Source organism: Rhizobium lentis (assembly GCF_017352135.1).
GTDB lineage: Bacteria > Pseudomonadota > Alphaproteobacteria > Rhizobiales > Rhizobiaceae > Rhizobium > Rhizobium lentis.
Map to the genome: position 1 here is coordinate 636,177 of NZ_CP071454.1, position 18,508 is coordinate 654,684.

16 protein-coding genes are annotated in these 18,508 nt (G+C 61.3%); 6 read left to right on the top strand and 10 right to left on the bottom strand.

What is annotated here, in order from left to right; genetic code table 11:
* Positions 1–96: 96 nt before the first annotated feature.
* Positions 97–1,248 (top strand): alpha-hydroxy acid oxidase, encoded by a 1,152-nt coding sequence (locus J0663_RS03170; RefSeq protein ID WP_207243024.1) that lies wholly within the window; start codon positions 97–99, stop codon positions 1,246–1,248.
* Positions 1,249–1,401: 153 nt separating this feature from the next.
* Here the strand turns inward: J0663_RS03170 and J0663_RS03175 are convergent, their stop codons facing one another.
* The 3 genes from J0663_RS03175 to J0663_RS03185 form a co-directional block, all read right to left on the bottom strand.
* On the bottom strand, positions 1,402–2,235 hold the full coding sequence (locus tag J0663_RS03175; protein WP_207243025.1) for an aldo/keto reductase: 834 nt from the start codon (positions 2,233–2,235) through the stop codon (positions 1,402–1,404).
* 155 nt (positions 2,236–2,390) lie between these two features.
* On the bottom strand, positions 2,391–2,840 hold the full coding sequence (locus tag J0663_RS03180) for an LLM class oxidoreductase (RefSeq protein WP_246590360.1): 450 nt from the start codon (positions 2,838–2,840) through the stop codon (positions 2,391–2,393).
* A 61-nt stretch (positions 2,841–2,901) separates the two neighbouring features.
* The gene (locus tag J0663_RS03185; RefSeq protein ID WP_207243026.1) at positions 2,902–4,083 is read right to left on the bottom strand and encodes an MFS transporter; all 1,182 of its coding nucleotides are present in this window, start codon (positions 4,081–4,083) and stop codon (positions 2,902–2,904) included.
* A gap of 155 nt (positions 4,084–4,238) precedes the next feature.
* Here J0663_RS03185 and J0663_RS03190 point away from each other — a divergent pair, with 155 nt between their 5' ends.
* Positions 4,239–5,162, top strand: coding sequence for a LysR family transcriptional regulator (locus J0663_RS03190; protein WP_207243027.1), 924 nt, complete (start codon positions 4,239–4,241; stop codon positions 5,160–5,162).
* A 425-nt stretch (positions 5,163–5,587) separates the two neighbouring features.
* On the opposite strand, the gene J0663_RS03195 is transcribed toward J0663_RS03190, so the two are convergent.
* Positions 5,588–6,571 carry a zinc-dependent alcohol dehydrogenase family protein gene (locus J0663_RS03195; RefSeq protein ID WP_207243028.1) on the bottom strand — a complete coding sequence of 328 codons (984 nt, stop codon included), beginning with the start codon at positions 6,569–6,571 and terminating at the stop codon, positions 5,588–5,590.
* Positions 6,572–6,735: 164 nt separating this feature from the next.
* On the opposite strand from J0663_RS03195, the gene J0663_RS03200 reads away from it, so the two are divergent.
* Positions 6,736–7,035 (top strand): hypothetical protein, encoded by a 300-nt coding sequence (locus J0663_RS03200; protein ID WP_207243029.1) that lies wholly within the window; start codon positions 6,736–6,738, stop codon positions 7,033–7,035.
* 156 nt (positions 7,036–7,191) lie between these two features.
* On the opposite strand, the gene J0663_RS03205 is transcribed toward J0663_RS03200, so the two are convergent.
* Complete coding sequence (locus J0663_RS03205; protein WP_207243030.1) at positions 7,192–7,650, bottom strand: pyridoxamine 5'-phosphate oxidase family protein; 459 nt, start codon at positions 7,648–7,650, stop codon at positions 7,192–7,194.
* Positions 7,651–7,780: 130 nt separating this feature from the next.
* On the opposite strand from J0663_RS03205, the gene J0663_RS03210 reads away from it, so the two are divergent.
* Positions 7,781–8,602 carry a universal stress protein gene (locus tag J0663_RS03210; protein WP_207243031.1) on the top strand — a complete coding sequence of 274 codons (822 nt, stop codon included), beginning with the start codon at positions 7,781–7,783 and terminating at the stop codon, positions 8,600–8,602.
* On the opposite strand, the gene J0663_RS03215 is transcribed toward J0663_RS03210, so the two are convergent.
* Both J0663_RS03215 and J0663_RS03220 read right to left on the bottom strand, forming a co-directional pair.
* Complete coding sequence (locus tag J0663_RS03215; protein WP_207243032.1) at positions 8,599–10,461, bottom strand: heavy metal translocating P-type ATPase; 1,863 nt, start codon at positions 10,459–10,461, stop codon at positions 8,599–8,601. The two genes, J0663_RS03210 and J0663_RS03215, sit on opposite strands and share 4 nt — an antisense overlap.
* 24 nt (positions 10,462–10,485) lie before the next feature.
* A complete protein-coding gene (locus tag J0663_RS03220) occupies positions 10,486–10,809 on the bottom strand; it encodes a TraR/DksA family transcriptional regulator (RefSeq protein WP_207244409.1) in 324 nt (107 codons plus the stop codon).
* A gap of 230 nt (positions 10,810–11,039) precedes the next feature.
* On the opposite strand from J0663_RS03220, the gene J0663_RS03225 reads away from it, so the two are divergent.
* Positions 11,040–13,721: a cation-translocating P-type ATPase gene (locus J0663_RS03225; RefSeq protein WP_207243033.1), complete on the top strand. Its 2,682-nt coding sequence runs from the start codon at positions 11,040–11,042 to the stop codon at positions 13,719–13,721.
* 66 nt (positions 13,722–13,787) lie between these two features.
* Positions 13,788–14,621 (top strand): universal stress protein, encoded by an 834-nt coding sequence (locus J0663_RS03230; RefSeq protein WP_207243034.1) that lies wholly within the window; start codon positions 13,788–13,790, stop codon positions 14,619–14,621.
* A 171-nt stretch (positions 14,622–14,792) separates the two neighbouring features.
* Here J0663_RS03230 and J0663_RS03235 read toward each other — a convergent pair whose 3' ends face one another.
* From J0663_RS03235 to J0663_RS03245, 3 genes are read right to left on the bottom strand one after another with little or no spacing between them, the layout of a single operon-like run.
* Positions 14,793–15,233: a hypothetical protein gene (locus tag J0663_RS03235; RefSeq protein WP_207243035.1), complete on the bottom strand. Its 441-nt coding sequence runs from the start codon at positions 15,231–15,233 to the stop codon at positions 14,793–14,795.
* Entirely contained in the window at positions 15,230–16,558 is a 1,329-nt protein-coding gene (locus tag J0663_RS03240; RefSeq protein ID WP_207243036.1) for a phosphatase PAP2/dual specificity phosphatase family protein, read from the bottom strand. Before J0663_RS03240 ends, J0663_RS03235 begins: the two co-directional genes overlap by 4 nt.
* Before the next feature lie 10 nt (positions 16,559–16,568).
* A complete protein-coding gene (locus tag J0663_RS03245) occupies positions 16,569–18,353 on the bottom strand; it encodes a bifunctional alpha/beta hydrolase/class I SAM-dependent methyltransferase (protein WP_207243037.1) in 1,785 nt (594 codons plus the stop codon).
* Between the last annotated feature and the right edge of the window lie 155 nt (positions 18,354–18,508).

Below are 18,508 nucleotides of genomic sequence, written 5' to 3' on the forward strand. Positions count from 1 at the left end.
GCGAAAACCGCCTGGGGCCGATTGTTTCTCATAACGCTTCTTCGAGGATTCGTGTTATGGGCGAGGCTGGCATTCAGATGTGAAGAAAGTCGATTCATGTCCACTCCGCTCACCATCGCCGACCTGAAGAAGCTCGCACGGCGCCGTGTTCCGAAGATGTTTTTCGACTATGCGGATTCAGGCGCCTGGACAGAGTCGACCTATGCGGCGAATGAGAGCGATTTCAGCCAGATCAAGCTGCGCCAGCGGGTGCTGGTCGACATGACCAACCGCACGCTTGAGACGACGATGATTGGCCAGAAAGTGTCCATGCCGGTGGCTCTTGCGCCGACCGGCATGACCGGCATGCAGCATGCCGACGGCGAGATGCTGGCGGCGCGCGCGGCCGAAGAATTCGGCGTTCCCTTCACGCTGTCGACAATGAGCATCTGCTCGATCGAGGACGTCGCATCGGTGACGACGCGGCCCTTCTGGTTCCAGCTCTACGTGATGCGGGACAAGGATTTCGTCCTCGACCTCATCCGTCGCGCCAAGGCCGCAAAATGCTCCGCATTGGTGCTGACGGCCGACCTGCAGATCCTCGGCCAGCGCCACAAGGACCTGCGCAACGGTCTCTCGGCCCCACCGAAACTGACCCCAAAACATATCTGGCAGATGGCGACCCGGCCCCTCTGGTGCCTGGAGATGCTGCAAACGAAGCGCCGATACTTCGGCAATATCGTCGGCCATGCGAAGAACGTCGCCAATGTCGCCTCCGTGCCCAAATTTGCGCACGAGCAATTCGACCCGCGGCTATCCTGGGCTGATGTTGCATGGATCAAGGAGCAATGGGGCGGACCGCTGATCATCAAGGGCGTGCTCGACCCGGAAGACGCCAGGGCCGCCGCCGACACCGGCGCCGATGCGATCATCGTCTCGAACCATGGCGGCCGCCAGCTTGACGGCGCCCCATCCTCGATCAGCATGCTGCCTTCCATCGTCGAGGCCGTCGGCGACCGAATCGAGGTCCATCTCGACGGCGGCATCCGCTCCGGCCAGGACGTCTTGAAGGCCGTGGCGCTCGGCGCGAAAGGCACCTATATCGGCCGCCCCTTCCTCTATGGGCTCGGCGCCATGGGCAAGGAAGGCGTGACGCTGGCGCTCGACATCATCCGCAGGGAGATGGACATCACCATGGCCCTCTGCGGCAAGCGCGATATCAAGGACGTGAACGCATCGATCATATCGAGGCAAGACTCAAGCAAATGAGTAAGTAGTTCAGAAACGTCACGGTTTGAAGCTATGCAACTACAGTCTCATAGCGACTAACGGTGCCGTTCATTCGAAAACCCAGCCTTCGAAGAATGCTAAACAGTGAAAATGAAAAAGGGGAGGAGCGCAGCACCCCTCCCGCTTTATCTCTCAGGCGGCCTTGTCCCAGACGGGTGCGAGGCCGTCTGGAGAGACGATGCGGCCGTCGGTCTTTGCAAGACCGTGAATTGCGGCGATTTCATCGGTGGACAGCGCGAAGTCGAAGATCGCGAAGTTTTCGGCGGCACGGGCCTCGCCGACGGTCTTGGACAGCGCGATGACGCCGTCCTGCTGCACGAGCCAGCGCAGCACGACCTGCGCCACCGACTTGCCGTGCCTGGCAGCGATGTCCTTTAGAACAGGGTCGGTGAAAACCTTGCCGTCGGCCATGCTGTAATAGCCGGTGATCGCCATGCCGGCCTTCCTGGCAGCCCCGATGACGATATCTTGGTTCAGATAGGGGTGGTACTCGATCTGATTGGTGACGATCGGCGCCTTGGAGAGCTTGACTGACTCGGCCATCAGGTCGGTGTTGAAGTTGGATACACCGATGTGTCGGACCTTGCCGGCCTCCTTGACCGCGTTCAGCGCACCGATCTGTTCGGCGAACGACACCGCCTCGTTCGGCCAGTGCAGCAGAAGCAGGTCGACATAGTCGGTCTTCAGCTTCTTCAGGCTTTCGTCGACCGATGCAAGGAAGGCGTCGTGCCTGTAGTTCTCGACCCAGACCTTCGTGGTCAGGAAGATATCGCCCCGCGCCACGCCGGAATTGACGATCGCTTCTCCAACCTCGGCCTCATTGCCGTAGATTTGGGCGGTATCCACGTGCCGGAAGCCGACCTTCAGCGCATGCGGCACGATCCTGAGGACATCCGGGCCGGGCATGCGGAAAGTGCCGAAGCCGAGCGCGGGAATGGTGGCTCCATTGGCGGTCACGTTATGCATGGTTAGCTCCTTGGGTTACTCCGCAGCGCTCTTCGCTGGAGAGGATTGGTTTTTGAGAACGGGAAGGACATCGCGCGCCAGTTGATCGATGACCTCGTCGAGCGGCCGTCGCGACGGCCGCAGAAGAAGCGACAGATGATCAATGCCGGCGTCTTCTAAAGCTTGCAGATGGTCGATGAAGGCGTTGCGCCCGATGCGCGCGCCAAAGCGGCGAGGCGCCGCCGGCTCCGCTGGATCTTCGGCGAGATCAAGTTGGGAAGCGCTGACGAAGACACCGCGCGGCAGGCCGAGGGCCTTGCGAGCAGCACTCCGAGGTTGGCGAAGGGATCGTAGATGGACCCGGCGTCGCCGAAATTGTTGGCATCGAACACCGGCACGTCGCGCATCCAGACGGCTGCGAAACCGGAACGGTCGACCTGGCGGAGGAGGTCGGGATAGTTTGTGAGATCCGGAACGCCGAAGCGGTGTCCCTTTCTCACGCGCTGCTCTTCCCGTTCCGGCGACCAGTCGTTGTCAAGTGGAAGCTCGATGCCGAGCGTCATGCCGCCTTGCGGCCTGCGGATGCAGTCGAGCGCAAAGAATTGGCCTGCGTTGAACGTAGACATGGGAATTCTCCTAAGTGAGATCGAATCTGGCCCGGCGCTGAAGACGCCGGGTCAAAAGCACTCAGGCTGCCGTCAGGACTGGGGCTGTCCGGCGATCAAGGGCGCCGCTCCAGATGGTAAGGAACAGGGCGACGACGACGAGGATCGCGCCGACCCAGGGGGTCGCACCCAGACCGAGGGGTGATTCGACGACCAGACCGCCGAGCCATGCACCGATGGCGATGCCAAGATTGAAGGCTGCGATGTTGAGAGCCGAGGCGACATCGACAGCTCCGGGACGGTGTTCCTTGGCGAGCTTCACGACATAGATCTGCAGACCCGGCACGTTGCCGAACTGGAGGAAGCCGAGCGCCGCAAGGGTAGCAATCGCCAAGACCGGCGATACAGCGGTGAAGGTCAGGATGACCAGCACGATTGCCTGCAGGATGAACAGGCCGATCAGCGCCTTGACTGGATTGTGGTTTGCGATCCTGCCGCCAGCGATGTTGCCGATAGCGATTGCGATGCCATAGAGCACCAGGATTAGGCTGACGCTCTGCTGGGAGAAGCCGGTGATTTCCTGCAGGATCGGGGCCAGGAAAGTGAAGGCGACAAAGGTGCCGCCGTAGCCGAGCGCGGTCATGGCGAAGACGATCAGCAGACGGCCGGAACCGAGGACGCGGACCTGGTCGAGCAGACTTGCCGGAGGCGCTTTCTTCAGGTTGTTCGGCAAAAGCGCCGCGATGGCAAGCGATGCGATGACGCCAAGTCCGGCAACGGCCCAGAAGGTCGCACGCCAGCCGAGGATCTGGCCGATATAGGTGCCGAGCGGTACACCGGTGACGATGGCGACCGTCAGGCCCATGAACATCATGGCGATGGCGGAGGCGCGCCGGTTTTCCGGCACCAGATCGGCCGCGATGGTTGAGCCGACCGAGAAGAAGACGCCGTGGGCGAAGGCCGCCAGCACGCGGGCGACGAGCAGAAGGTCGTAGCTCGGCGACAGCGCCGCGACCGTGTTGCCGATGATGAACAGGGCCATCAGGCCGAGCAGCAGCGGCTTGCGTTCGACCTTGCCTGTCAAGGCCGTCAGGATCGGCGCGCCGAAGGTGACGCCGAGCGCATAAACGCTGACGATCAGGCCGGCAAGTGGCAGGCTGATGTGGAGGTCGTTTGCGACCGTCGGCAAAAGACCGACGATCACGAATTCGGTGGTGCCGATCGCGTAAGCAGCGATCGTTAGGGCAAAGATGGCTAAGGGCATGACAAATTCCTCTCCGCCTCACCGTGTGAGGGGGGCTGAGACAGCAATGCTGTCGGTTGATTGACTGCTGCGGTGCAATGTGTCTGAAAAGGACTTGCACGATAATCCAGAGGATTGAGAAAATACCTTTGAACTCAATTCATAGGTAAACTTGCATGAATAATCGGGCAGGAGAAATGGAAGTTTTTGTAGCGACTGCGGAATTGCAGAGCTTTTCGGCTGCGGGACGGCGGCTGGAACTCTCGCCGTCCGCGGTCAGCAAGCTCATCACCCGGATCGAGGATCGGCTCGGTACCCGCCTTATGGTCCGTTCCACCCGGGCGATAAAGCTCACCCCAGAAGGTGAGATCTATCTTGCAAGGGCGCAGCGCATTCTCGCGGAGATTGCCGAAACCGAGCAGATCGTCGCGGGCGGCGGCAGGATGGTTCCGCGCGGGCTTCTTCGGGTCAACGCGTCTGTGGGCTTTGGTGAGCGATACCTGCTGCCACTCATTCCAGCGTTTCTGGAGCTCTATCCCGAAGTCCAGCTCGATGTCTCGCTAACAGACGGTGTCATCGGGCTGATCGAGGAGCGTACCGATATCGCCATACGTTCGGGCCCCATGAGCGACTCGGCACTGAAGGCGAGGAAATTGCTGGAGAGCCGGCGCGTGATCGTCGCCTCTCCTGCCTACCTCAAAATGCATGGCGTACCGAAAACGCCACAGGATCTTGCGGATCATAACTGCTTCAGCTTCAATTTCCGACGCAGCCTCAATGAGTGGCCGTTCCGCAACCCAGGATCATCCGAGGTCTACCGTCTGCCTATTTCGGGCAATACATCGGTCAACAGCGGCATGATCATTCGCAGGCTCTGTCTTGCCGGCAGCGGGCTCGGACGAGTTGGGCTGTTCCATGTCCAACCAGACATCGACTCTGGTTTGCTGATCCCCGTGCTTGAAGACTACAATCCCGAAGACATCGAATTGATTCACGCAGTTTTTGCCGGACACGACCATCTTGCGGCTCGTATTCGCGCGTTCATCGACTTTTTGGTGGAACACGTCGGCGGAGAAAGAAGCGAGGAAACGATCTCGTGACACGATGATCGTCCTCGTCGGGTTTACAGTCTCGAACCTTGAGCAATCCGGCGCTCGATCATGATCGAACTGCGGGCGTGGCAGCGTCACGAGGGCCGGACCACGATCAGGCGCTGGCTGATGGCATCGCTTCAGCCGCGATCATACCCCGGTGACGCAGGTGGCGGCGTCGCAGTCATTGCGCCGCGCGAAGGCGATCGGTCCGTTCTCGGCGCCTTGAAGCATAGAAATGGTTTGATCCATCGCAATGTTCGAAACCGGCATGTCGGCAGCAACGAAGAGACGGTGGCCGTTCCTTAGATCGTGACGAGCGCGCGGGCATGCTCCTTCATGAGAATTGCGATTAGTTGGCCGACATCCGTCACCGGGGAAGCTTCCGTGTTGCACGGATAATTCGCATTGATCCTCGGCAACTAGAATCTCGGCTACGGAACGATGACAGCGGCGCCAGTAAACCGGCCTGAGCGCAGGTCGTCGAGGGCGTCGTTCGCATGCTCGAGAGCGTAGGTGCTGGTGACGCATCCTACTTTGGCCGCCTTGGCGATCGAGAAGAATTCGGCTCCGTCCTTCCGGGTCAGGTTCGCCACCGAGACCACCCGCCGCTCGCCCCAGAGCAGGCGGTAGGGCATCCTCGGAATGTCTGACATGTGGATGCCGCCGCAGACCACGGTTCCGCCCTTCCGCACTACGTTGAGCGCCATCGGCACGAGCTCGCCGGCCGGTGCGAAGATGATGGCCGAGTCGAGTTGGACCGGAGGAGTATCGCCGGAATATCCTGCCCAGACGGCGCCAAGATCACGCGCAAACTTGCGTCCGGCCTCATCTCCCGGGCGCACGAATGCGTAGACGCTCTTGCCTTGATGTTTGCACACCTGCACCAGGATGTGGGCGGCTGCGCCGAATCCATAGATGCCGATCGTCCTCCCCTCGCCCGCCATTTTCAGTGATCGCCACCCGATGAGGCCCGCGCAGAGGAGAGGCGCGGTCGCCACCGGGTCCGCATCGTCAGGAAGCTCGAACGCGTAGCCCGCCTCGACGATCGCATGCGTCGCGAAGCCGCCGTCGATCGTGTAGCCCGTGAAGCCGGGTTCGTCGCAAAGGTTCTCGCGACCTTCACAGCAATATGCGCAGTGGCCGCAGGTGTGGCCCAGCCATGGAACCCCGACTTTTCGACCGACGAGTCGAATGGGAACGCCTTCCCCAGTTGCGATTACGGAGCCAACAATCTCATGCCCTGGAACGAGGGGAAGCTTTGGCTTGGAGAGATCTCCGTCGCAGACATGAAGGTCCGTGCGGCAGACGCCGCAGGCTTCGACCTTGACGACGATCTGACCGTGCGGCGTTGGCGGATCCGGCAGCTCCATGAGACGGAGCGGCCGCCCCACCCTTTCGAGTACCATCGCCCTCACGTCGCCCTCCATCGGCATGTACCACCGCGCTAGTCGTATCACCACATTCACTACCTCGACTTGATCCCGGTCAAGCATCCAGATTGATGCTCGTCAAAGAACGAATGCCGCGGATCCGATAGGCTCCTGACAGAGCGCCACGACCTCATCCAAAGGAGACGGACATGCGCGGACAAGAAGCAACTTGTAAGGCACCAACGGGCGCCGGGACACCGATCGGGCAGGTCGAACGGACGTCCGCAGACCTTGTTCTCGATCGTCGGGACGAGGATCGCTGGGAGGTGACGGCGATGACGCCACGAGGCCTGGCCTGGACGAGGGACCATTTCTGCTGCGCGCTCCGGCAATCCTTCAACGGCAGCATGTGTCTCGACATCATGAGCGCTGATCGTCTTCTCAAGGAAGCGCACGCCGAAGGATTGACGACAGAGTTCGTCAGCCTGTCAGGTAAGGATATTTACTGACCCGTTCACCACCGTCGTCTGCGCCATCAGTCGGAGACCCCGCAACGCATACTCGAGCTCGTCGAAGCGGTCGCGCCTACACACCGCTGCCGATAACGGCCTCGAGGCGGAAAGCCAGCGACCTATCATCGGGATTTCAACGCGCGGGACAGCGGATCAGTCCGCCCTCACCGCCCTCCGTCCCGTCACGGCGGTTACGAGAATGCCGTAGAAGACGTGAGGCGAGCCATCGAGCATGGGGACCTCGTGGGGCTTCATGGAGCCGATCTCCCACCAGTCCGAATACTTTTGGAGAAGCGACCACGCATGGAGCCTTTCGCTTCCACGCGCGTCGCTGTCCGGAAACTCCTCGAACCTGCCTTCGACGACGACGCTCGTCCACCCGCCACCGCTCGAACGCTGCTCCACGTGAAGGCAGACCTTGTGGTTCCCCCGCATCCAGTCGAGCTTCTTGCCTGGCATCGTGAAGCTATAGGCGATGCCGCTGGAAAAGGCGAAGTAGATTGCCGCCACATAAGGCTGGCCATCCTTGCAGCATGCGAGATGACCGAAGCGCTCGTTCTCAAGGATCCGGTAGCATTCGCCTGGGTTGATCTCCGTCAGCTCGATCGTCATGGCCGTGTTCTCCAGCTTTAGTGAGGGCACGATGATAAGAGCTTCGTTGCGCCGGCGCCTTGACGAAGCGCAATGCAAACTCTCTCTGCGGCACGCATCATGACGGCTGGTTTAACCTCAGGAGGCCATCGTGAAGCCGCAGTTCCATCTCCCATTGTCGACCTATCCCGACGCGAGTTCCTTCACCATTATCGACAATGCCGTCGATCTGGCTCGGCAGAATGACGCCCATCTCGTCGCCAGCATCCCGCAAGTCCGAATCCCCCAGGTCCATCAGCCCTTTCCCACAGTGATCGATGTCGACACGTGGCGGGGGCAAGCAGAGCGATATAGCCGGGACAGTGGGACTTCGCTGCGGGAACATATCTCCCGCGCTGTTTCCGAGACTGGCGTCCAAGTGCGCATCCATGGATTCGAGGCCACGGAGCCGTTCGTGTTTGAACGCTTTTCCGAAATCACCAGGTGCCACGACCTGTCCATCGTCGAGGCCTCGGAGCTCTCCCGCCAGCTTTCCGAGACGCTGCTGTTCGGAAGCGGCCGTCCCCTCGTGCTATTTCCCGCCACGAGCGTCTGCTCTCGTATAGACACGATCGCCGTTGCCTGGGACGGCAGCGCCACTGCCGCGCGCGCCCTATCCTGCGCTCGGATTTTCATTGAACGTTCGACCAAGGTGCAGGTCATCTCGATCACCGACGACAAGGAGATCAACAAGGAGAACCGCGCGCTCCTGATCTCGTCCTTGAAGCATTCGGGATTCGACGTAGAAGACGTGTCGATCCAGGCAGCCGGAGAGACCGCTGCCGCCGCCATCCAATCGGCCGCGCTGGAACGTAAAGCAGACCTTCTGGTAGCGGGCGGATTCGGCCATTCCCGGCTTCGTGAATTTATCCTCGGCGGCGTTACTCGCGAACTGCTCGCTAAGGCGGAGCTGCCGGTGCTTCTCGCCCACTAGAGAGCGCGAAGGGCATTCAGGATGACCGCCACGTCGATGGCCTCCTGCAGCAATGCGCCGCCGACGGGCGGAAGGTAGCCCGCTCCCGCGAAGCCCATTGCGAGGAGCGAGAGACCTATGCCCGCATAGATGCTCTGGAGCGCGATCTTGCGTGAACGACGCGCGATGGCGATCGCCTTGGTTATCCTGGTCAGGTCGTCCCGGACGAGAACGATATCCGCAGCCTCCGCGGCCGCGGCAAGTTTCTCGACGCCGACAGCGATTCCGACGTCTGCTGCTGCCAGCGCTGGCGCGTCGTTCACTCCGTCGCCGACCATCAGCACTCTCCCCTTGACTCGCTCCTTCTCAATGACTTCGACTTTGTCGGAGGGATCAAGCCTCGCCGCGACGTCGTCTAAGCCCAGCGAGCGAGCTATCGCTGTCGCGATGGGCAGTTCGTCACCGGAAGCGAGTACGACCCGAGAGATCCCTGATGCCCTGAGCTGGGTGACGAATTTGACAGCGTCCTTGCGAAGACGGTCCTCGAGCGTGATCGTGCCAGCGAGCGTACCATCAAAGAGAACCTTTACACGCATCGCGCTGCTTGAACCATTCGACCCTGACGGCGCAGCCTCTCCGAAATACGTGTCTCCTCCGACGCTAACCCGCACGCCATCAATTACGCCGGAGATTCCGGATCCGGCGGTCTCGGTCACCTCCGATGGACGACTTAGTACCAGTCCGCGTCTGCGCGCCTCGTCCACCAGCGCGCGTCCGACCACATGGCCCGAGGCCTGGTCCAGCGAGGCGGCCAGCCGCAGGATCCTGTCGGGATGCTCCGGGCCATCGATGTGACCGACTTCCGGCTGCCCCGCCGTGAGCGTCCCGGTCTTGTCGAAAACCGCTACGGTGGCTTGGGCGAGAGCCTCGAGAGGTCCCGCGCCCTTCACCAGAACGCCCTCCTTGGCGGCTTTTGAGGTGCCGGCGGCAAGCGCGACGGGTACGGCCAGGATCAACGGACAGGGCGTGGCGACGACCAGCACGGCCACGATCCGTGACATGTCTCCGGACATGTATGCCGAGACCCCGGCCACCGCGATCGTTGCGAACAGGAACCAGACCGAGAACCGGTCGGCCAGGCGCATCAGCTTCGCCTTGGAACGCCTCGACGCTTCCACGAGCCTGACTATTCCGGCATAGGTGCTATCTTCGGCGCGGCTTAGAACGCGGATTTCGATCGCGTCGCCCTCATTCGTGGCGCCGCTCGAAATGTTGCCACCCCTTGCGATGCGCACCGGGAAAGGTTCTCCGGTCAGTACCGCCTGGTCGATCCTCGCGAATTCGCCGACGAGCGTCCCGTCGGCCGGTACGACGTCGCCCTTGCGTATCAGAAGCACATCGCCGACCGCGATCTTCTCGATCGGAATTTCTTCGAAACCGCTCCCGGCCAGCCGCAGGGCCGTGCGCGGGACCTCCGCCAGCAATGCCGACATGCCCTCGTCGGCGCGACGATGTGCGTATGCCTCCAGAAACTGACCGCCGGAATACATGAGGCCGACAATCGCTCCTGCAAGATATTCGCCGAACCATAAAGAGGACCCCATAGCCAGGGCGGCGATCAGGTCCAGGCCGTATTCCTCATTTTGCAGCTTCTTTGCAATCTCGATACAAAGGGATAGCAGAATCAGGCCGGTGCAGCCTAGCAGGACTAACCGATATCCAGGGACGTGACCCACGAGATAGAAGACGAGTGCGGCCGCAAGCGCAAGGAGCGATGACACTACCAGAAGGCCCGACCGGGGGCCTGCCTTCCCCAGTTGCGATATCCCGCCCTGGGGCCACGTCCACCTACCAGCCCACCACGCCGCCGCCGTAGCCATCAATCACCTTCACAAATTCAGAAATCAGCGGAACGATTGTGCGCAGTCGATGCAGAACGGCGTATAGGGAACCGCAGTCAGCCGTTCCTTGCCGATCGGCTGATGGCATTTGGTGCATTGCCCATATTTGCCGTCATTCAGCCTGCCGATCGCCGCGTCGATGGCCGCGATCTGGTTGCGTCCCTCAGCTTGCATCTCCCGAAGAACTTCATCATTCTCAACCTGGGTCGCGCGCTCCTCGCTGTCCTTCTCGAGCGCCACGCAGAGATCCGCATCGATCGCTTCGAGGCGACGGACAAGGTCATCCTTCATCGACTGCAACGCCGTCTGTATTGAGCCTTTATTCATTTCATTGCCTTTCAATCTTGCCGTATCAGCGCTGGTCCAAACGCGCCGCCGCCGGAATACCGATGCAAGCACGGTGCCTTCGAAGCCCAGTGACCGCCGCGGCCGCAAATCATCTGAAGCATATCTCAGTCCGATCGGAGCTCCTTGATCCCGGTCAATGCGTCGTGCGCGGGTGCACATAGGCTGTCGCCCCACCATTCAAAGAATTCGTCGCGAAAAGCCCCGAGCCTATGATGAATCTCAAGGCGCATACACCAACTCCGACGACGCCTGCGTTGATCGGATTGACAAGCAGCGAGGCCGAAGAACGGCTCGCCGAGCTTGGACCTAACACGCTGCCCAACCCTGAACCCCCATCGCCGCTGAAGGTCTTCCTCGTTCAATTTCGCAACCCGATCATCTTCATCCTTTTGCTGGCATCGGCGCTCTCGTTTGCGACCGGGAGGATCGAAGACGCCCTGTTCATTCTCGTCGTGCTTCTGATCAATGCCTCCATAGGCACGTACCAGGAATATTCAGCGGATCGGGCGGCCGCCGCCCTTCGGAAGCTTGAGCAGCCGCTGGCCAACGTCATCCGGGACGGCGTGGCTTGCCGGATCGAGGCCAAGCGACTGGTCGTGGGCGATCTCGTTCTTCTGGAATCCGGTGACAGAATCCCTGCCGATCTGACGCTTGTCGATGCGAGCGACCTCCGGTGCGACGAGTCGCTTCTAACTGGAGAGTCGATGCCGGTCCCCAAAGGTGAAACAGTCGAGGGCTCGCCAGATGAAACAGGCAGTTCCTTGCTGCTGCTCGCGGGCGCTCTGGTGACGCGCGGGCGAGCCAAAGGCGTCGTGACCGCTACTGGTGCGGCGACAATGCTTGGCCGCATCGCCGTCGAGCTGGGAAGAGCCAGCTCGTCGCAGCCTCCCCTCGTCGCCCGTCTCGCGAAATTCACGAACGCGCTCGCGGTCTTCGTTGGACTGGCAGCATTGGTGCTGGTCCTCGCGGGCTTCATGCGGGGGCTCCTTCTGCACGATCTTGTCATGATGTCGGTGGGGTTGGCGGTGAGCGCTGTCCCCGAAGGGCTTCCGATCGCGATCTCCGTCGCGCTTGCCGTCAGCATGCGGCGGATGGCCGCCCGCAACGTCATCGTCCGAAGCATGCCGGCCGTCGAGGCCCTGGGTTCGACCACGCTGATCGCCACGGACAAGACCGGGACTTTGACCAGCAACGTTCAGACGGTGACCGAAATTCGCCTGCCGGACGGAACGGACATCGTTCTGGACGCCCATGCCGATCTTGACAGGTGCGAGATCAGGGCGAACGGCCTGGACGGCGATCTTGTCCGCGAGAGGGCGCGCAGGTTGCTGCGCGCTGCACTGCTCGCAAACGAAGGAAGCCTCGTTCGCCGGGACGATCTCTGGGTGGCCGCCGGAGACACAGTCGATGTGGCGCTTCTTGCAGCAGGACGAAAGGCGCGGATTGGGCTGGAAGAACTGAACGACCGATACCCGCTGGCGGCAAGGATCGCCTACGAGCCCGAGCGCAAATATGCTGCATCATTCCATCACGGCAACGATCGGATTCATGTCTTCGTCAAGGGGGCATCGGAGGTGCTCATCGAGATGGCGGATCGAATGGACGTCGCGGGCTGCGCCGTCGACATTGATCGCGCTTGGCTTTTGGCGCAGAAGGAACAGATGACCACTCGAGGGCTCAGGGTTCTTGCGTTCGCGGAAGGGGAGGTTGGCGCGACTCCCGCCGAAAGCCTTGGACACGGTCACCTTGTCGATCTCGTGTTCCTGGGGCTGGCCGGACTACAGGATCCGGTCCGGCCTGAAGTACCAAACGCCATGAAAGACTGCCGCGCAGCGGGCGTGGAGGTCGTAATGGTGACCGGGGATGATCCGCGGACTGCGGCCGCGATTGCCAGAGACGCCGGCTTGAACATTCACCCCAGCCAGGTCGTTTCGGGCCACGACATCGATGAAGCTGAACGAGCGGGCGACCGGCGGCTGGACGAAATCACGAGTAGGGCCCGCATCTACGCCCGCGTGCAGCCGGCGCAGAAATCGGCGATCGTCGAATCCCTGATCCGGAACGGCCATATCGTCGCCGTAACAGGAGACGGTGTGAACGACGGTCCAGCGTTGAAGAGGGCGCATGTCGGCGTCGCAATGGGGCTCAGGGGAACCGAGGTCGCGAAGGAGAGCGCCGATCTCGTCATCACTGACGATAACTTCGCATCCATCGTTGCGGGGATCGCAGAAGGCCGAGCGGCCTATCGCAACATCCGTAAGGTGGTGCTGATGTCAGTCGCAACGGGCGCCGCGGAGGTCCTGCTCTTCATGCTCGCGCTGCCATTCGGACTGCCCATGCCACTCCTCGCCGTTCAACTCCTGTGGCTCAATCTCGTGACAAACGGCATACAGGACCTCGCCCTTGCAGGCGGAAGCCCGGAAGGAGACGAGCTGGCGGCCCCGCCACGTTCTCCGCTCGAGCCTGTCCTCGACCGCGCGATGATCCGGCGCGTCGTCCAATCGACGGTCGTCATCGGCGGGGCAGCGTTCCTGGCTTTCCAGTGGATGCTTGCACACGGATATGGGGTTCCCGAAGCCCGCAATATAACGCTGCTTATCTTCGTGATGTTCGAGAACGTCCAGACCCTAGCAAGCTCCTCCGAAAGACGATCGATATTTTCGGCCGATATTCTTCGGAACCGGTTCCTGCTCCTCAGCGTGTTGACCGCCCAGACTATCCATATCTCGGCGATGTACGTGCCATGGCTCAGCACAACACTTGCTCTTTCGCCCATCACGCCTCTTGAATGGTGTCTCAGCATGCTGCTGGCGAGCTCACTCGTTCTCGTGACCGAGGTCGACAAGTTCTTCTCCCGGAGACGCCGCGATCGTTCGTTCCGTGTTGCTTGAGGAAGATCAAAGACCTCGCCGAAAGTGCCGTTATCCTCTCGATATTCAACAAGAGAGGTGATCGAAATGTCCATTCGCACGGTATTGAGCATCCTGACTTCCAAATATTTCGACGAAGACCTGAAGGCCGCCGTCGAGTTTTGCGGAGCCTCCGGAGCGCATCTCAGCGCGGTCGTGATCTGCATGGGCGCGTCGCCGATGATGGGAGGATACAACTCCCTGTCGACCGTCTGGGTGGAAGAACGCCAGCGCGAAATTGAGGAACTCGTCAAGAAAGCCGAAGAGATCAAGGCGTATCTCTCGCGCACTGGGCTGTCCTACGACGTGCAGGACATCTATACGGAATACGCCTTTGCGCGGGAGGACATTGCAGAACGGGCGCTCTATGCCGATGTCGTTCTCGTCGGCCGCCAAGCGTGCAAGGACGAGGAACTGCAGAAAAGGGTCATGGATGGCGCTCTGTTCCAGACGCCGACGCCGGTCATCATCAACCGCGGACGGCGGCCGCTCTCTTCCACTTCCAAATCAATCGTACTGGCATGGGATTCGAGCGACGAGGCGTCGCGTGCCGCAAGGCAGGCCCTGGACCTGTTGAAGACGGCGGACTGCGTCTACGTGACGATGGTCGATCCGGTCTCGCGAGAGCGGGTGAATGGAGAAGAACCAGGCGCCGACATCGCGAGCTTCCTCTCCCGTCACGGGGTCAAGGTTCAGGTGGATCGCGTGGCAAGCGGCGGAAACAGGGCCGACGAGATCCTGAGGCAACATGCGATGGATGTGAATGCCGATTTGATCGTCATGGGCGCATACAATCACCCTCGCTGGCAGCAAACGCTGTTCGGAGGTGTCACGCGCAACATGATAGAGCAAAGCAACATGCCTATCCTCATGGCTCACTGACGGCTGGAAGAACACGGCCGCGCTCTCTGCGCGGCCGGGCCGGAGTGGCAGCATGTGCTTTCGGACACGACGAGAGCCCTTCGCTTGTCAGCGCTGCGAACAGGCGGTTGTAGAAATCGGCACTGGTTGAACGCGCCGATGGCGCGGGCAAGACCTGCTTCGGCATTCAATTCAGCATAGCGGCTGGCCGTTGCTTGCAGCGAGCAGAAGGATCGCGAAAATCACGAGGTAGATGGCGAGCGCAAAACGCTGCCGCCAGATGATGCGGCGCGATCCGGCAATCCGCATATCGAGGCCACGCGATGTCCCGTCAGGCTTGCGAAGCTGCATCCGGGACAGTAGGTCGTCGACGGCGGCAAGACCGGCGGCCTCCGTCTCGTGGCTCGACGCGAGGCGAAACAACAGCGCATCGAAGAGGAGATGGATCGCCAGCCCCAGGACGACCAGGCAGAAAGCGAGCATCGATAGCCAGCCGAGCAGTGGAGCGAAGCCTCGAAATTCGACGGTGATCGGGCCGACAATCAGCGGCAACAAGGCTGTCAGCCCGCAGAAGATTGAATTGCGGCCGAGATTTTGCGCCGCCGCCGAAGCTGCAGAATTCCACTGCGTCATTGCAAGCCCTCCGCCACGGCATGGATACTTTCCGCGGGTAGATAAACACGCCACCCTGCCCGTTCGATCAGCCGCAATGCTTCGGCTGGATCTTCGCAACGTCGGCTGATGAGCAGCCAACGTACGATGACGCCAGCGCTCCGCTGGAAGCCGAGCGCACAGCAGACGAGCACCGGCCCCTGGTGGCGCGCAACGTCGATGAGGTTCGCCGCAGCGAGCGTTTGGGTCTTGTCGAGGCCCGTCAGGTCGAGGGTCGGAAAGCTGGACCAGCGCGCGAGTGTCCCACTCGGACGCTGAAATTCCCCAGTGATGTCGATCACGGCGGCAAAACGGTCGGCCTCATGGCGACGCGGAAAACGACCGAGATGGACACCATCGGCGATCACCACGGATGCCGGCATTCTGCGTGTCCAGAGCCAAACATTGATGGCAGCGCCGAGCCGGTAGGGCGCCAGTAGCCAGCGGCTGGCAAGCGCGGCCCGGCCATCGGCGCGTTTCAGGAATATCTGCGGGCCGGCGCCGAGATATCCGGCTGCGACGATCGCCAGGGCAACCGCCGGCCAGAGCAACAGAAGCGCTGCGGCCGACAGAGGAGTAAGGAGCGCTGCAAGGCCGAGAAATGCGAGAGCACCGCACAAATAATAGATGCCGAGACGGCGCGACTTCGGGTCGTCGCTCAACGCAAAATTGGCAAGAGGCGAACCGGCATCGGCTGGGAAAAGCCAGGCGGCAAACAGACCGAGCAGCACGCCGGTCGGTATGTCCATGACGTGATGCTGCCACGTCGTCAGCACGGAGGCACCGATGAGGAAGCACCAGCAGTGCCAGACAAGCCGGGCCCTGCGCGGCAGCCGGCTGCGCAGATGGTCCCAGATCACCACCAGCAGCGCGATATGCAGCGACGGCGCCTGGTTGAACGGCTTGTCGAAGCCACCGAGGACAGCAAACATGAAACCGGGCAGGCCGCTCGTGGCCGGCCGCAGGAAGATTGCTTCGAGCGGAAACGCGATAAAACAGGCGACTGCGATCAACTGGATCGTCAAATAGCGCCTCGCGAGCATATCCACCTCGCGCGGCGTCGTATTGATGAACAGGCAGAGCGCGTAGAACAGATTGATCGACCAATATGGAATGATGGTCCATGCAAGGAACGGAATGGCGCTTTCCCATGCAAAGGCGATGTTCGGCACATGGGCGCGCTGCGATGCCAGCCAATTGGCGCCGCCATAACTCAGATAGAAGAACGGCGCCAGCAAGACGAGCCAGAGTGCCGCCCGCTTCAGGACCGGCGCTGCCTGCGAAAGAGTCGAATGTGCCTGCCCCAACGCTTTGCCCTCAGACCCTCTCCGCCAGCGAGACGGTGAAAATGCCCCACTGGTCGATGCGCTGTTCGATCTTGCGGAACCCGGCAGCGGCGACCAGCTGGTCCATTTCTTCTTGCGTCCGCCGCCGCATCACCCACGCCTGCCCGCCCCGGTGCGAGGTCAGGGCGCGGGCGATCATCTCCAGTTGTGGATGCCATGGCTGGTTGGTATAGACGAGCAGACCGCCGGGTTGCACCGCGCGGGCGATCCCGTCGAGCGAAGCGGCGATCATCTGATTGTCGGAAAACAGCTCGTAGAGGCCGGAGACGATCGCGAGATCCGGAGCCGGCGTGATTGCGGCCAGCCCCTCGCCGTCAAACGCATCCTGCTGGCCGAAGCTCACGAAATCACCCAGTCCACGCGTGGCAATGCTGTTGCGGCCGGCCTCGACGTTGATGGGGGAATAATCCTGCAACCGCACACTATCGGGACGCACCGCAGCCGTCTCGATCGCATCAAGGACATAACGACCGTGCCCGGCCGCTATGTCGAGCATATGGGTACTGCGGCCGGCGGCTTTCAGGCGCTGCAGCCCAAGGTCGATCAGCTCCTGCAAGTGCAGCTTACGCTGCCTGATGCCGCGCCAGCCGATCGCCTCGAGGAACACCTTGTCGATCAACCGCCCGCCGGGGCCGAGCCCGCGCGGCTTGTTCTCGTAGACGTAATCGAGCGTCGAACCGGAATCAAAACCGGTCTTGACCCCGGTCTTTATGCCTTCGGACACCAGCGCGCCGAGCCTGATATTGAGACGGCTGAGCGCCCAGTAGATGCCGCGCGGGGATGTGGCGTCCAGAGGGCTCGCGAGCCGGTCGGCCTCGTCCTTGGTATAGCCCTGGATGTGAGCGGTGCGAAGGTCGGCAGGCGCCCGGGGCTCGGCGAAACGTGCATCGATAAAACGGCGAACCTCGGCGAGCGCAATCGCGCGGTCCTTTTCGCCAAGTGTGTCATGGTAGAAGCCGGCAAGCATGTGCCGTTCCTTGATGCGGCTGCCGAGGTTTTCGTAAAACCGGTGCTGCGGCGAGCGTCGCACCACCCAGTCGCTGCCGGAGATCAGCAGCTGGGTCGGAACGGTGATGGCGCGGGCGTCGTCGACGACGCGGGCTGCCGCCTCATAGAGCTGGACCAGAATGTTGGAGGCAATCGGCCTAGATATCAACGGGTCGGATTCGAACGAGGCGATGCGCTCGGGATCATGCGTGAGAAACCTCGCCTTGACATAGGAATTGACGAAGAATGTCCCCTTGAGCTTTTCCCAGAGCGCAATGCCTTCCTTGGCAAAAGGCACGTAGAGCTTGACGCTGAAGGCCGGCGAGGCCAGCACGAGCGCGCGGATCGGCGGTGCATAGTCGTGCACCCAGGTGGTGGCGAGCACAGCGCCGACGCTTTGCGCTATGACGGCAATGTTTTCGACTGAAGTACCGCTGGTCTCGTTGACATGGCGGACGAAGCAATCGAGATCATGCGCCGAGGCGGCAAAGGATGGCGAATAGCCGCGCTCTCCCGGCGAACGCCCGTGGCCGCGTGCGTCCCAGGCGTAGAAGGCAAAATCATCGAGGCCGAGTTCGGTCGCGAGATGCGCGACGCGGCCGCTATGCTCGTGGCCACGGTGGAGAAGAATGATTGCGCCCTTCGGTGAAGCGCCGATCGCAGGCCATGTCCGATAAAAGAGTCGAGTGCCGTCATGCGATAGAAATTCGGATTCACGCACTGGTCTGGCCGTCGAGGACGGTTGCAGGCTATCGGCAGTTTGCAGCACGGTCTTCTCCAATTCTGATGGGTGGATGGATTGCAACCATTGGCGGAACAGTGATTTGAATTTATTGCAGAAGTCTAGTCGCAAATGTAAGTCTTATGCGAGAACCGACAGGAAGTATGGGCTTCTTCACAAGCACTACGATCTGCACCGTCCGA